Genomic DNA, 12,814 nt, shown 5'->3' on the forward strand with positions numbered 1-12,814 from the left:
TCACGTGGACGACCGGACGACGAGCTTGCCCGGAAGGGAAATGGTCTCTCCTTCGCGCTTGCCAGTGACCATTTCCACGACGAGGTCAACCATCTCGCGGCACGGCTGCTCGTAAGTCGTGAGGCCGAAGGCCGGCGTGCCGCCGAGTTCGTAGTTGTCGAATCCGACGACAGCGATATCGTCGGGGACCCGGAGGCCAAACTCGCTCCGCGCGGTCTCCATCGCACCGATCGCCAGAATGTCATTTTCGCACATCAGGACATCGACCCGTTCGCCAGCGTGAGTCTTCTGAAGGTATCTCCGTGCCGACTCTGCGCCGTCTTGGTGGCTGTAGCGCTCGGCTGAGATGTCCACGATGTGGTCGACACCCTTCTGCCTCCAGAACTCGGCGAAGTGGTGCCTCCGCTTCAATGCGGTCGACAGCGCCGAGGCCCCGGTCATGAAGCCTGGCCGCCGATAGCCCCGTTCATGAAGATGGTCCACGATATCCCTCAGGCCGACTTCCGCGTCGCAGACGACCGCCGGGACACCCTCGATCTGGCTATCGCGTGCGAGGACAAACATGGGCGGCATGCCCGGTCCCAAGCGACGGTCGTTCAAGGTCTCGTCCCGAAATGCGGTGCCGAGGAGAATGATGGCGTCGACCAGGCGCTGGTCGGCATTGAGAAGCGCATGCACATGGTCGAAGTGATTGTTGATGTTGATGAGCATCGCCACGAGACCCTCGGCCTGCAGGCGCTCGGTCAGGGATTCCAGAAACGGAAGTTTCTGCGGGTTGGCGAAGTCGTCGACGAGCACGGCGACCTGATGGGTGACGTTCGTCGAAAGGCTGCGCGCGAGCAGATTGGGCGAATAGTTCAGTTTCTCCGCCGCCTCCATGATCTTGCGTTTGGCTTCGTCGGTGATCGACGCGCCGGGCTTGAACGCGCGAATGACCGTCCATTTGGACACCCCCGCCGCCTCCCCCACTTCCTTAGCCGTAGCCCGCTTTCGCATGCCTCTCCCCTCGGATGGAACAAATATTCCATCATCGCCTACCGATGAAATAATCTCTTGCTTTTATAACATCTGGCAATAATATGCATCCACTTGCACCCGGGTGCAAGCGATTTTGCACCCGGGTGCAAAATGTTTTTAGCCGTCCCGGAGGAGTGGGACGGCATACCAGGAGGAAGAAATGAAAGCTCTGCTGAAGACGCTCGCCATGAGCGCAATCGCATTCGGTGTCGCCACCTCGGCCGCCGTCGCCGTCAAGGCGCAGGAAATCTCCATCATCGCCGTTACGCACGGGCAGGCATCGGACCCGTTTTGGTCGATCGTCAAGAACGGCATGATGCAGGCTGCCAAGGACAGCAACATCAAGGTGGACTACCGCGCGCCCGAAACTTTTGACATGGTCGCGATGGGCCAGCTGATCGAAGCCGCCGTCAACCAGCATCCGGCTGGCATCGTCATCTCCAATCCCGATCCGGACGCTCTCGGCCCGGCGATCGAAAAGGCCGTCGCCGCGGGCATCCCGGTCATCTCGATGAACTCGGGCATCGCCGCCCAGGAGAAGCTGGGCATCAGGCTCCATGTGGGCCAGGACGAAACTCCGGCAGGCATCAAGGTCGGCGCGAAGCTCAAGTCGCTCGGCCTTAAGCATGTCCTCTGCGTCAACCAGGAAGTCGGCAATGCCGCGCTTGACCAGCGTTGCGCCGGGACCGAGAAGGGCTTTGAAGGCGGCAAGGTAACCGTGCTTCCGACGACTGCCGATCCGGCCGAAATCGAAGCCAAGATTCAGGCTGCCCTGACATCCGATCCGTCGATCGACGTCGTCCTGGGCCTATCCGCTCCGCTCGTCGGCGAGCGCGCCGTAGCCGTCGTTGAGAAGATGGGCGTTGCCGACAAGGTGAAGGTGGCTTCCTACGACCTGTCCGCCAACTTCCTCCAGGCCGTCGCCGACGGTAAGGCGCTGTTCGCCGTCGACCAGCAGCCCTATCTGCAGGGTTACCTGCCCGTGACCTTCCTCGCGCTCAACGCCCGTTACGGCACCATCCCGGCAGGCAATGTCCCGTCGGGTCCGAGCTTCGTCGAGAAGGACACCGCTGCTTCCGTCATCGAGAAGTCCTCAAAGGGCATTCGCTAAGCGAAGCCCGGCGGTCCCCAACCTCCACGGGGGCCGCCACTCTTGCCTGACGCGCATTGCCATGGAGTCTCTCGCACACTCTGGCTTCGGCGCGACTTGAACGACCATTCGCAAAGGAACGGGCTATGTCCCTCGTCAATGAACAAAACGGCGCGGCGGCTTCGCGCGCCGATGAGCGGCTCAAGAAAGTGTCGACCGTCACCTCGCTTCTGCGCCGCCCTGAACTCGGGGCCGTCGCCGGACTTGTGCTCGTTGCAATATTCTTCGTGTTCACTGCGAACCCCGCGATGTTCACGCTCGCGGGCATCATGAACTTCATGGCCCCCGCCGCGCAGCTCGGCATCCTCGCGATAGGAGCTGCCCTGCTCATGATTGGCGGGGAGTTCGACCTCTCCATCGGGTCGATGGTGGCCTTCGCCGGCCTCGTCTTCGGCACAGCTCTCGTCGTGCTCCAGCTTCCCCTCAGCGTCGCCATCCTCATCGCCATGGCTTTCGCGGTCTGCATCGGCGTCACCAACGCCCAGATCACGATCCGGACGGGTCTGCCATCGTTCATCGTGACGCTTGCATTCCTCTTCATTCTACGAGGCCTGACACTCGTGGGTCTCAAATGGGCCAGCGGCGGTTCCACCCAACTCCGTGGAATGAAGGAAGCCGCCGCCAACAGTCCCCTTGCCCCCATCTTCTCGGGTGATGCGTTTCCGGGATTGTTCCGTTGGATGGCCGAGCTCGGCGTGATCGCCAAGCTTCCCAACGGCAATCCGCAGGTGCCCGGCGTTCCCGTCGAAATCCTGTGGTTCATCGCCATCGCGCTCGGTGCGACCTGGCTCCTCCTTCGGACCCGGTTCGGCAACTGGATATTCGCCGCTGGCGGCGATGCATGGGCGGCCCAGAAGTCAGGTGTTCCGGTCCGTCGGGTCAAGACGACGCTCTTTGTGATCACCGCGCTTTGCGCCACCCTCGTTGCCATCCTGACCGTCCTCGATGCCGGCTCTACGGATGCGCGTCGCGGGTTCCAGAAAGAGTTCGAGGCGATCATCGCCGCGGTGATCGGCGGCTGCCTGCTCACGGGCGGCTACGGTTCGGCGATCGGTGCCTTCTTCGGCTCCATCGTGTTCGGCATGGTCCTGATCGGCCTGACCTACACCTCTATCGACCAGGATTGGTATCTCGTCTTCCTCGGCGGCATGCTGCTGATCGCGGTTATCTTCAACAACGTCATCCGCAAGCGCGTTACGGGAGAACGGTGATGAGCAATTCCCAGACGCCCCTCATCGAGGTCAAGGACCTCGTCAAACACTTCGGTTCCGTGATCGCCCTCAACGGCGTGTCGATGAAGGTGCATTCCAACGAAGTTCTGTGCCTGCTAGGGGACAATGGCGCGGGCAAGAGCACGCTGATTAATACCCTCGCTGGCGTGCACAAACCCAGCTCAGGCGAATTCCTCGTCGATGGCCAGCCGAGGCTGTTCTCAGGCCCGCGCGACGCCCTCGATTCGGGCATCGCCACAGTCTACCAGGACCTCGCCATGATCCCGCTGATGTCGGTCACCCGGAACTTCTTCATGGGCCGGGAGCCCCTGAAAGGCTTCGGCCCGTTCAAGACCATGGACATGGACCTCGCCGACAACGTCACGCGCGACCAAATGCACCGTATCGGCATCGATGTTCGCGATCCGCAGCAGGCCGTCGGTACGCTGTCCGGTGGTGAACGCCAGTGCGTCGCCATCGCACGAGCGGTCTACTTCGGTGCCAAGGTGCTGATCCTCGACGAGCCGACGTCGGCCCTCGGCGTGGCCCAGACCTCGATGGTGCTAAAATACGTCCACCAGGTCCGCGAGAAGGGCCTCGGCGTGATCTTCATCACCCATAACGTGCGCCACGCCTACGCAGTCGGAAACCGCTTCACGGTTCTCAACCGCGGCAAGACGCTCGGCACCTTTACGAAGGGCGAGATCAGCATCGACGAGCTTCAGAACCTGATGGCCGGCGGCAAGGAGCTGCAGTCCGTTTCGCAGGAACTCGGGGGCACCATCTAGCCCCCTCCGTGGCCCCGGAGTCCGGAGCCACACCTCACTCCGATCGATGATCGGCTCGATCCAGAAACAAGCCAAGAGGAGTCCGGCGACGACCGGACCAGGTAATGACATGACTTCTTCGTTCCCGCTCGCAGCCTGCGCCGAAATGATCTGGCGCGACAAGCCGATCGAATGGCGCGCCTCCCGACTCAAAGAACTCGGTTTCGGTGTGGGTCTCTGGAACTGGCCAGAGCACGACATCGGCAAGCTCGAAGCGACCGGAGCGACGTTCACGATCATGAATGGCTATCTGAGGGGCCGGCTCACCGATGACGATGGTGCCGCCGAGCTGCTCAAGACGGCCCGCGAGACCGCACAGGTCGGCAAGCGCCTCGGCGTTCAACGCCTGAACCTTCACGGCACCGGACTTGGCGACCGCGGCCTGCCGGTTCAGCCGATGGAGATCGTGACAGGAGCCATGTGGCTCAAGGCCCGCGACACCTTGTCCCGCATCGTCGACCTCGCCGAAGAGGAAGGCGTGACATTTACGCTTGAGAACCTGAACCTCCCTGTCGACCATCCAGGCGTCCCGTTCGGCCGCGCCGAGGACACGCTGGCGCTGGTCTCCAGCATTGATCATCCGCGCCTGAGGCTCAATCTGGACCTTTATCACGCGCAGATCGGCGAAGGGAACCTGATCGAGCTGTGCCGCAAATCTCTACCTTGGATCGGCGAAATTCAGGTCGCCGACGTTCCCGGCCGATTTGAACCGGGCACAGGCGAGGTCAACTGGAATGGCATCGCCAAGGCGCTCGCCGCCATGGGCTATTCCGGTCCGATCGGCATGGAGGCCTGGGCATCCGGAGACTCCGACGTCGCCCTCGAAGCCTTCCGCAAAGCCTTCACTCTCTGAAGTTCAAGTCTCCCAAAACAGGAACAAGACAATGCCCAAGAAACCCGTCAACATCGGCCTCATCGGAGCCGGCCGCATCGGCTCCTTCCATGGCGAGACCGTCGCCCGTCGTCTGGTCGATGCCGAACTCGTCGCCATTGCCGACCCGGCTCCCGGTGCCGCCGCAAACCTAGCCGCCAAGCTTGACGTCGACGCCTCCTATACTGACGTCGCCGAGCTGCTCGCCCATCCAGGCCTCGACGCCGTGATCATCGCCACGCCCGCCCGCTTCCACACCAATGTCGTCGTTCAGGCGGCGGAGGCCGGAAAGGCCGTGTTTTGCGAGAAGCCGATGGCCCTCACCCTCGCAGACGCCGAGCGCGCCGTCGCCGCCGCCAAGTCGGCTGGCGTCCCTCTCCAGGTCGGCTTCAATCGACGCTGGGATCAGGCCTTCGCCGAAGGCCGCGCAGCAATCGACGCCGGGAAGGTCGGCACCCCCCAGCTCATCCGCTCGCTCACCCGTGATCCCGGCCCGTTCGGTGCCGATCCGGACCGCATTCCCCTCTGGACCATCTTCTACGAGACCCTGATCCACGACTTCGACACGCTGCTGTGGCTGAACCCCGGTGCGAAGGCCACCGAGGTCTACGCCGTTGGCGACGCGTTGGTCCGCCCTGACGCCAAGGACAAAGGATTTCTCGATACCGCCGTCGTCACCATCCGGTTCGACAACGGCTCCGTGGCTGTGGCGGAAGCCAACTTCTGCGCCATATATGGCTATGACATCCGCGGCGAGGTGTTCGGCTCAGGCGGCATGATCACCATGGGAGACGTCCGCCGCTCCAGCATGACTATGTTCGATAAGGACGGCGTGTCCAACGACACATGGCGTCGCGACACCGACCACTTCATCCACGGCTATACCGCCCAACTCGCCTCGTTCGCGAAGTCGGTTCGCGAAGGCAAGCACTCTGCAGGCGCGACGGGGCACGACGCCCGCCAGGCGCTGGCGATCGCGCTCGCTTGCATCGAGTCGGTCCAGAAGAAGGCCCCCGTGCCCGTGAAGTGATGTCAACGAACTCGGCCGCGATCAATCCGGAGCTATGGACATGATTGACATAGAGCGATCGGCGCGGCCGACGACGATCAAGGACCTCAAAGGTCTGGTAGTATCCCGGACAGTGGTCCTGCCGGATCAACTTAAAAAGGTCGCACAGTTCGCGTTCGAGCGTCCCGAGGAAATGGCCTTCGGCACCATCAAGTCGATTTCCGTCTCCTGTGGGGTCGCACCGCAGACGGTTTTGCGCCTTGCACATGCGTTCGGTTTCAATGGCTTCCGAGACTTCAAGGCACTATTCCGAGCACATCTTCGGAATATGTAATGTACTGAGGCAGTCATATGCCGCAGGGCCAGTTGGCATGTTGGCATTCATCGAGCTGTTGCCGCGTGCGCGGAAGCAGCTCCAACCATCAGCACCGAGAAAGGATGTGTAAGACGGAAATGTCACCCAGGTCGGCTCGAACACGAGAGATCGTCTCGGGCGCGCGGGCGATGAACGCCTGTGCCATCGCGACCATTTGCTTCTGCCCCATGGGCGCGATGGGGCGGATGTGGATTTCTTAAGGGTGCGCCTCCTCGCCAGCCTTGCGGCAGGATATACCGCCTCGCCGCAACACTCCACGACGGCGACCGGCACGCCGAATTGTGGCTCCAGCAAATTCACCGTCTCGCCGACATCATCACGTTGGCCATTCAGTTTCCTTCGGCCCATGTCCCAATCAACATGGTCATGAAGCGCTCGGCTGCCGGCGAAAGCGTCCCACCGCGACGGCGCACGATGCCGATCGTTCGCGAGATTTCAGGATTGCGAATTGGTCTTGTGACGAGGAACGGGTGCTCTTCCTGAGGTGTAGCGAGTTTCGGCAGAACCGAAATTCCAAGCCCGGCTTCCACCAGACCAAGTGATGTCGAAAGATGCGTGACTTCATAGGACCAACGCAGTTTCAGGTTCGACTTCGCCAGCGCGGCGTCAAGAAGCGTACGGTTGCCGCTGGACCGGTGAACTGTGATCAGTTGATAGGGCGCCAGATCGTCCCATTCGAGTTCGCTCTTGGCCGCCAGCGGATGATCCTTGCGTGCCGCCAGCACGAATGGATCTTCGATGAGCCTCTCGAAGATGAGGTCGGGATCTGAAAAGCCCATGATATTGATGCCGAACTCGACTTCCCCACGGGCGACTGCCTGCAGTCCGTCGGTGGCCGGCAGATCGAGAATGCGAAAACGAATATTCGGATACTCGGCGCTGAATTGCTTGATGACGGTCGGCAAAAAATAGAAAGCAGCCGTCGGCAGACATGCGATTGTCACGAGGCCGCTGCGCTGAGATCCGACATCGCGCACCGCAAATAGCGACGTGTCGAACTCCTCAAGCATTCGTCGCACCAAAGGGATCAGTTCCGCGCCAAGGGCGGTTGTCGAGACATGACGCGTGGTGCGCTCGAGCAAAGGCGCCCCGATTGCCAACTCGAGCTTCTGAATTCGACGACTGAGTGCCGGCTGGGACAGATTAAGTGCTTCGGCAGAGCGGTGGAAGTTTTCCAGTTCGACGACCGACAGAAACGCCCGCAGATCCAGTATCTCGCAATTGATGCTCATGACGCATCATTCCCTCTGATATTCGCATTTCACATATCAATCATTTTGCCGCTTACTGCAACAAAGAAGTTGATTGATATCAAAATCACATCAGTATGCGGGCACAACCATGAACGACCTGATTTCCATTCCCTGCGTTCTGATGCGAGGCGGCACCTCCAAAGGACCGTTCTTTCTCGCATCCGATCTTCCATCGGATTCGCGTCAACGCGATCAGATCCTGCTTTCGGTCATGGGGTCTGGTCATCCTCTGCAGATTGACGGTATCGGCGGCGGCAACCCCGTCACCAGCAAGGTTGCGATCGTCGGCCCGGCAACCGTGTCCGATGCGGATGTGGATTATCTGTTCGCCCAGGTCCGCATCGATCAGCAGTTCGTGGACACCTCACCAAATTGTGGAAATATGCTGGCGGCCGTCGGGCCGTTCGCGATCGAGGCCGGCCTGGTCAGAGCGGCGACGGGCGCAACCCGCGTGCGCATTCACAACGTCAATACCGGCAAACTCATCGAAGCGGAGGTTCCGACCCCCGATGGCCGCGTTGCCTACATGGGAGATGCCTCGATCGACGGCGTGCCGGGCAATGCGGCACCGATCGCGCTGACCTTCATGGATGCAGCCGGGGCACGCACAGGCAGGCTTTTCCCGACCGGCAACCCGCGCGACAGGATCGATGGCATCGATGTGACCTGCATCGATTGCGCGATGCCGATGATGCTGCTCGAAGCCGCCGCCCTCGATGTGACGGGCAACGAACCTGCAGCCGAGCTCAACGCCAACGGGGCAATGCTGCACCGACTCGAAACGCTACGGCTTGAGGCCGGCCGGCGTATGGGCATGGGCGATGTCAGCAACCAGGTCACGCCCAAACCGGTGTTGATCTCCACGCCCATCAAGGGCGGAGATCTCGGCGTGCGCTATTTCATGCCGCACCAGTGCCACCCCTCTCTCGCAACAACCGGCGCGGTTGGGATTGCCACGGCCTGCATCAGCGACGGAACCGTCGCTGCGCAACTGATCGGCAATCGCAAGCCGCCGGTCGTCCTCGTTCTCGAACATCCAAGCGGTCGTTTGGAAGTAAAACTGGATACCCGCAACGGCAAGACAGTTGCCGGAATCCTGCGGACCGCCCGACGCCTCTTCGAGGGTCGGGTCTTTGCAAAACCTATCGCGCAAGTGGTTTGCGCTGCATAATCGGAAGTGGTTGCCGGGAGGGCGCCACGCATCAGGGAGGAATACACATGCGTAAACTTATACTCGCTCTTGCGGCAACGGTCGCTTTTGCCGGTTCGGCTTTTGCGGAACCGGTCCGCATCAGCGTCGGGTCCTACAACCTCAACAACCTGCCCTTCCCGGTCGCAGCCGGCCTCGGTCTCTACGAGAAGGAAGGTCTTGAGGTGACCGTCGAAAACTTCGCATCTGGCGGCTCCAAGACGCTGCAGGCGCTTGTTGCCGGCTCCACGGATATCGCTGTCGGCTTCTACGACCATACGATCCAGATGCAGTCGCAGAACAAGGCGGTCGTGGGCTTTGTGCAACTGGCCCGCAATTCCGGGCTCGTGCTTGCCGGTGGAAAAAACGCTGCGTTCGATCCTGCCAAACCTGAAACAATCAAGGGCGCGAAGATCGGCATCACAGCGCCGGGCTCGTCTTCAGACTTCTTCGTTCGCTACTATCTGCAGCGCCATAGCCTATCGGCTGATGACGTCTCTTTGATCGGGGTCGGCTCCGGTTCAGCTGCTGTTGCGGCGCTCGAGCAAGGGAAGGTTGATCTTCTGGTCAACTACGATCCCGCGGCGACCTTTATCGAAGCCAAGGGTGTCGGCAAGATTTTGATCGACGCCCGCAGCGACGAGGGAGCCAAGGAGATCTATGGCGGAATTTATCCGACCGCCGTCCTCTATGCGACACAGGCCTATATCGATGAGAACCCGGAAACCATCCAGAAGGTCACGAACGCGACCGTGAAGGCACTGGCATGGATGAACACACATAGCGCCGAAGAGATTGTCGAAAAATTGCCGAAAGAATTCATCTCTGGCGACCGGGACACCTATGTGAAGGCCGTCCAGAATGCCAAGCCGATTTTCTCGGTGGACGGCAAATTCAGCGAGACGGACACGCAGACGCCGTTGGCCGTTCTCAAGAGCTTCAACGAAAAGGTTGCTGCCGCATCAATCGATCTTTCCAAAACCTACACGAACGCTTTCGTGGACAAGGTAACGGATAAGACTACCAACTGATCCTAGGAGGAGGCCATGTCTTTGGCTGTCGTAAACCCCATGCCTATCCCGATGGGACAGCAAAACGCAAAGCCGATGGTATCGATCGACGCCGTGACAATGTCGTTTGGTTCCTATGTCGCGGTGCAGGACGTCAACCTCACGGTTGCCGATGGCGAGTTTCTCGCCATCGTCGGCCCGACCGGTTGCGGCAAGAGCACCATTTTGAACGCGATCGCAGGTCTTCTGAAACCCGCGAGCGGTACGGTGACGATCGACAGCACGCCGGTAAAGGGCGTGCAGAACGACATTGGCTATCTCTTCCAGCAGGACGCGCTGCTTCCGTGGAAGACATCCATCGAAAATGTCGAGCTCGGCCTGATGTTCAGGGGTGTTGGAGCCACTGAGCGCCGCGAGCGTTCGATGAGCTGGCTTGCCAAGGTCGGGCTGAAGGGCTTCGAACACCGCTATCCGCACCAACTCTCCGGCGGCCAGCGCAAACGTGTCCAGATGGCGCAGGCCCTCATTGCCGGTCCGAAGGTGATCCTGATGGACGAGCCCTTCTCGGCGCTCGACATCCACACGCGCCATCTCATGCAGAATGAATTGCTGCGCCTTTGGCAGGAAGAACGTCGCGCCGTGGTCATGATCACGCACGACCTCGAAGAGGCCATCGCGCTTGGAGACCGCGTCGCCATTTTGGCCGCCGGCCCTCGTTCGCGGGTCATCGAAAGTTTCCCGGTCGATCTCGAGCGGCCACGGGATGTGGCAGAGATCAAACTCGATCCCCGCTTTATGGATCTCTATCGCAATATCTGGGCTTCCCTGCGCGGCGAAGTGGAGAAAAGCTATGAACGTCGTGACTGAACGCATTGTCCAGCTCGGTATGCTGGTTTTTATCCTCGGGGGCTGGCAGCTCGGCGTGACCGCCGGCTTCATTGATGTCTTCTTCTTTCCAGCCCCACTGGATATCTTCAACCAAATCGTCAGCTGGATTGTCGACCCCGGCTTCTATCGTCATGTGTCAATCACACTGACGGAGACTGTGCTGGGTTATATCATCGGTACCGGATTGGGCGTCGCGGCAGGCGTATGGCTCGGTCTCAGCCGCAGCGCGGCGCGGATCCTTGACCCGTTCATCAAGGGGCTCAACGCCATTCCCCGCGTCGTTCTCGCACCGATCTTCGTTCTTTGGCTTGGACTCGGTCTTTGGTCCAAGGTGGCGCTTGCCGTAACGCTGGTCTTCTTCATCACTTTCTTCAATGCGATGCAGGGTGTGCGCGAGGTTAATCCGGTGATCCTCGCAAACGCAAAAATCCTCGGGGCCAAACGTTCCGAGCTATTACGGCACGTCTATTTCCCGGCTGCGGCCAGCTGGATTTTGTCCTCCCTTCGCACGTCTGTTGGCTTCGCGGTGGTCGGCGCCATCATTGGCGAATATCTTGGATCCTCTGCAGGGCTCGGTTACCTGATCGCGCAGGCGGAAGGCAACTTCGACGCGGTCGGTGTATTTGCCGGCATCATCATTCTGGCCATTTTCGTGCTCATCATCGACCGAATTCTCGATGTTCTGGAAGGGCGGCTTATCAAGTGGAGACCGAATGCCGCAGAAGAAAGAGCGGCGTAACCCCGGATCAGTTGCTCTGTGAGTTGGAAGCGGGGTGCCGTCATCGGCACCTCGCTCTTTTTCGGCTTTGAGTTCGAACGCGCGACCAACACACGGTTGATATCGAATCAAAGTGCTAAAATCGTGCGGGTTTCTGGACGGCCATTGACTCAAGAATTATCGCCGTAACCCTGGATCGGCTCGGTGGCAAACACCACGCTCGTGAGGAAGCTCACCCGGTTCGCACTCCAAGCAAACAGTTCCTTGCCCCCTCGATGTGGTCCTTTAGCAAATTCACGAGGTTGGGCGACGATGAGCGACGCCCCCTCAGGTTACCGGGCTCAGTTCACGGAAAGTTATCGAATAACGCAGCTGAGCGACAGGCGGGATGGAATGCTCACACCGGGTTCTGGCTTCGCCCGCCATCACATAGGCCGATCGCGGTTCGAGCGTGATCGAGCTACGCTGCCACTTGCTGCCCTGGCGCCGTCTTAGTCGGAAAGTGCATGCAGATAGCAGCGAGACTCCAACGACTCGACCGAAGACGAATTTATCCCTGTGCCAGCCGATCGGAGCCCCGGGACCATATTCGGTTACCAATGCCTGTTCCAACCGATCGGAGTCGATGCCAGCAAATGCAGATACGATTTTGCGAAGCGGCAAAAGAAATAGCGGAATATCTTCGCTCTTTCGGACACGCTCTGTATCGAAGTCGTATTTCCAGCCGTAGGAGACCGTCCTGCGTTTACCTTCGAATCCGTGGAAATCGAAAGCCTTGAACGGCAGCTGTAGCATCTCTTCCAGAATGGCCTGCTGCAGATCGTCGGGGACCACATCCGGCCAATAGCGAAATCCGTCCGGCAGGGACGGTTCGACTGCACCAAAGAGGTCATGCTGGTCCATCGTGCTCATGTAAATTTCTCGTATTTGCCTACTGCCGCAGTGGACCCACGAATTTTAGCGTCGCGATGTCGTTGACAGTGGTTCACACAACGATCCGGATCTTCCGATGGCGGAATTCGGCATGCTCAGGTCTCTAGGAACGTCGGGCGGCTTAGTGTGTTCCTTGTAGGGGAGAGGCGTGCCTGCCTGCACCCTTCGAAGGATGTCCACGGTTCAGTTAAAAGCCCCGCGCGATCAACGCTTGGCGCGTCGCGATTGGGTGACCGGTCCGGAACAATCCGGGCCGCTCAGAGTTCGCGCGCCATGCCCTACGTGATCGAACTTCTTCTTCCAGTCCCGCGCGAGCGCCCTAGCTCGGTGAACGTTGACGCTGTCCGTGACGAACTCACCGC

At 60.1% G+C, this 12,814-nt stretch carries 13 protein-coding genes; 10 read left to right on the plus strand and 3 right to left on the minus strand.

Features of this window, described 5'->3' with window-relative positions:
• The gene (locus EFB14_RS32305) at positions 1-996 is read right to left on the minus strand and encodes a LacI family DNA-binding transcriptional regulator (RefSeq protein ID WP_125847701.1); all 996 of its coding nucleotides are present in this window, start codon (positions 994-996) and stop codon (positions 1-3) included.
• Positions 997-1,177: 181 nt separating this feature from the next.
• Between EFB14_RS32305 and EFB14_RS32310 the strand changes: the two genes are divergently transcribed.
• The 6 genes from EFB14_RS32310 to EFB14_RS32335 all read left to right on the plus strand — a co-directional run bounded on the left by EFB14_RS32310 (position 1,178) and on the right by EFB14_RS32335 (position 6,419).
• Entirely contained in the window at positions 1,178-2,128 is a 951-nt protein-coding gene (locus EFB14_RS32310; protein ID WP_125847704.1) for a sugar ABC transporter substrate-binding protein, read from the plus strand.
• A gap of 125 nt (positions 2,129-2,253) precedes the next feature.
• Complete coding sequence (locus EFB14_RS32315; protein ID WP_125847706.1) at positions 2,254-3,378, plus strand: ABC transporter permease; 1,125 nt, start codon at positions 2,254-2,256, stop codon at positions 3,376-3,378.
• Positions 3,378-4,166: an ATP-binding cassette domain-containing protein gene (locus tag EFB14_RS32320; protein ID WP_125847709.1), complete on the plus strand. Its 789-nt coding sequence runs from the start codon at positions 3,378-3,380 to the stop codon at positions 4,164-4,166. Before EFB14_RS32315 ends, EFB14_RS32320 begins: the two co-directional genes overlap by 1 nt.
• A 109-nt stretch (positions 4,167-4,275) precedes the next feature.
• Positions 4,276-5,058: a TIM barrel protein gene (locus EFB14_RS32325; protein WP_125847779.1), complete on the plus strand. Its 783-nt coding sequence runs from the start codon at positions 4,276-4,278 to the stop codon at positions 5,056-5,058.
• A gap of 31 nt (positions 5,059-5,089) precedes the next feature.
• Positions 5,090-6,106, plus strand: a complete 1,017-nt coding sequence (locus EFB14_RS32330; protein WP_126830843.1) for a Gfo/Idh/MocA family oxidoreductase — start codon at positions 5,090-5,092, stop codon at positions 6,104-6,106.
• Positions 6,107-6,146: 40 nt separating this feature from the next.
• Entirely contained in the window at positions 6,147-6,419 is a 273-nt protein-coding gene (locus tag EFB14_RS32335; RefSeq protein WP_164737632.1) for a MurR/RpiR family transcriptional regulator, read from the plus strand.
• Between the two features lie 371 nt (positions 6,420-6,790).
• On the opposite strand, the gene EFB14_RS32340 is transcribed toward EFB14_RS32335, so the two are convergent.
• Positions 6,791-7,693: a LysR family transcriptional regulator gene (locus tag EFB14_RS32340; protein ID WP_125847715.1), complete on the minus strand. Its 903-nt coding sequence runs from the start codon at positions 7,691-7,693 to the stop codon at positions 6,791-6,793.
• A gap of 109 nt (positions 7,694-7,802) precedes the next feature.
• Between EFB14_RS32340 and EFB14_RS32345 the strand changes: the two genes are divergently transcribed.
• The 4 genes from EFB14_RS32345 to EFB14_RS32360 are packed head-to-tail and all read left to right on the plus strand — an operon-like array spanning position 7,803 to position 11,540.
• Positions 7,803-8,885 carry a 4-oxalomesaconate tautomerase gene (locus tag EFB14_RS32345; RefSeq protein ID WP_126830845.1) on the plus strand — a complete coding sequence of 361 codons (1,083 nt, stop codon included), beginning with the start codon at positions 7,803-7,805 and terminating at the stop codon, positions 8,883-8,885.
• A 47-nt stretch (positions 8,886-8,932) separates the two neighbouring features.
• Positions 8,933-9,934: an ABC transporter substrate-binding protein gene (locus tag EFB14_RS32350; protein ID WP_126830847.1), complete on the plus strand. Its 1,002-nt coding sequence runs from the start codon at positions 8,933-8,935 to the stop codon at positions 9,932-9,934.
• 15 nt (positions 9,935-9,949) lie between these two features.
• Positions 9,950-10,780 carry an ABC transporter ATP-binding protein gene (locus tag EFB14_RS32355; protein WP_126830849.1) on the plus strand — a complete coding sequence of 277 codons (831 nt, stop codon included), beginning with the start codon at positions 9,950-9,952 and terminating at the stop codon, positions 10,778-10,780.
• The gene (locus EFB14_RS32360; RefSeq protein ID WP_126830851.1) at positions 10,764-11,540 is read left to right on the plus strand and encodes an ABC transporter permease; all 777 of its coding nucleotides are present in this window, start codon (positions 10,764-10,766) and stop codon (positions 11,538-11,540) included. Before EFB14_RS32355 ends, EFB14_RS32360 begins: the two co-directional genes overlap by 17 nt.
• Positions 11,541-11,846: 306 nt before the next feature.
• On the opposite strand, the gene EFB14_RS32365 is transcribed toward EFB14_RS32360, so the two are convergent.
• Complete coding sequence (locus EFB14_RS32365; protein WP_126830853.1) at positions 11,847-12,431, minus strand: alpha-ketoglutarate-dependent dioxygenase AlkB; 585 nt, start codon at positions 12,429-12,431, stop codon at positions 11,847-11,849.
• Positions 12,432-12,814: the final 383 nt, after the last annotated feature.

Source organism: Rhizobium fabae, assembly GCF_003985135.1.
Lineage (GTDB): Bacteria > Pseudomonadota > Alphaproteobacteria > Rhizobiales > Rhizobiaceae > Rhizobium > Rhizobium pisi.

What these genes read in the sequence shown, in the direction of transcription:
- EFB14_RS32315 (WP_125847706.1), top strand. Translation starts at nt 2,254, where the DNA reads ATGTCCCTCGTCAATGAACAAAACGGCGCGGCGGCTTCGCGCGCCGAT.
- EFB14_RS32310 (WP_125847704.1), top strand. Translation starts at nt 1,178, where the DNA reads ATGAAAGCTCTGCTGAAGACGCTCGCCATGAGCGCAATCGCATTCGGT.
- EFB14_RS32350 (WP_126830847.1), top strand. Translation starts at nt 8,933, where the DNA reads ATGCGTAAACTTATACTCGCTCTTGCGGCAACGGTCGCTTTTGCCGGT.
- EFB14_RS32305 (WP_125847701.1), bottom strand. Translation starts at nt 996, where the DNA reads ATGCGAAAGCGGGCTACGGCTAAGGAAGTGGGGGAGGCGGCGGGGGTG.
- EFB14_RS32365 (WP_126830853.1), bottom strand. Translation starts at nt 12,431, where the DNA reads ATGAGCACGATGGACCAGCATGACCTCTTTGGTGCAGTCGAACCGTCC.
- EFB14_RS32340 (WP_125847715.1), bottom strand. Translation starts at nt 7,693, where the DNA reads ATGAGCATCAATTGCGAGATACTGGATCTGCGGGCGTTTCTGTCGGTC.
- EFB14_RS32330 (WP_126830843.1), top strand. Translation starts at nt 5,090, where the DNA reads ATGCCCAAGAAACCCGTCAACATCGGCCTCATCGGAGCCGGCCGCATC.
- EFB14_RS32345 (WP_126830845.1), top strand. Translation starts at nt 7,803, where the DNA reads ATGAACGACCTGATTTCCATTCCCTGCGTTCTGATGCGAGGCGGCACC.
- EFB14_RS32355 (WP_126830849.1), top strand. Translation starts at nt 9,950, where the DNA reads ATGTCTTTGGCTGTCGTAAACCCCATGCCTATCCCGATGGGACAGCAA.
- EFB14_RS32360 (WP_126830851.1), top strand. Translation starts at nt 10,764, where the DNA reads ATGAACGTCGTGACTGAACGCATTGTCCAGCTCGGTATGCTGGTTTTT.
- EFB14_RS32325 (WP_125847779.1), top strand. Translation starts at nt 4,276, where the DNA reads ATGACTTCTTCGTTCCCGCTCGCAGCCTGCGCCGAAATGATCTGGCGC.
- EFB14_RS32320 (WP_125847709.1), top strand. Translation starts at nt 3,378, where the DNA reads ATGAGCAATTCCCAGACGCCCCTCATCGAGGTCAAGGACCTCGTCAAA.
- EFB14_RS32335 (WP_164737632.1), top strand. Translation starts at nt 6,147, where the DNA reads ATGATTGACATAGAGCGATCGGCGCGGCCGACGACGATCAAGGACCTC.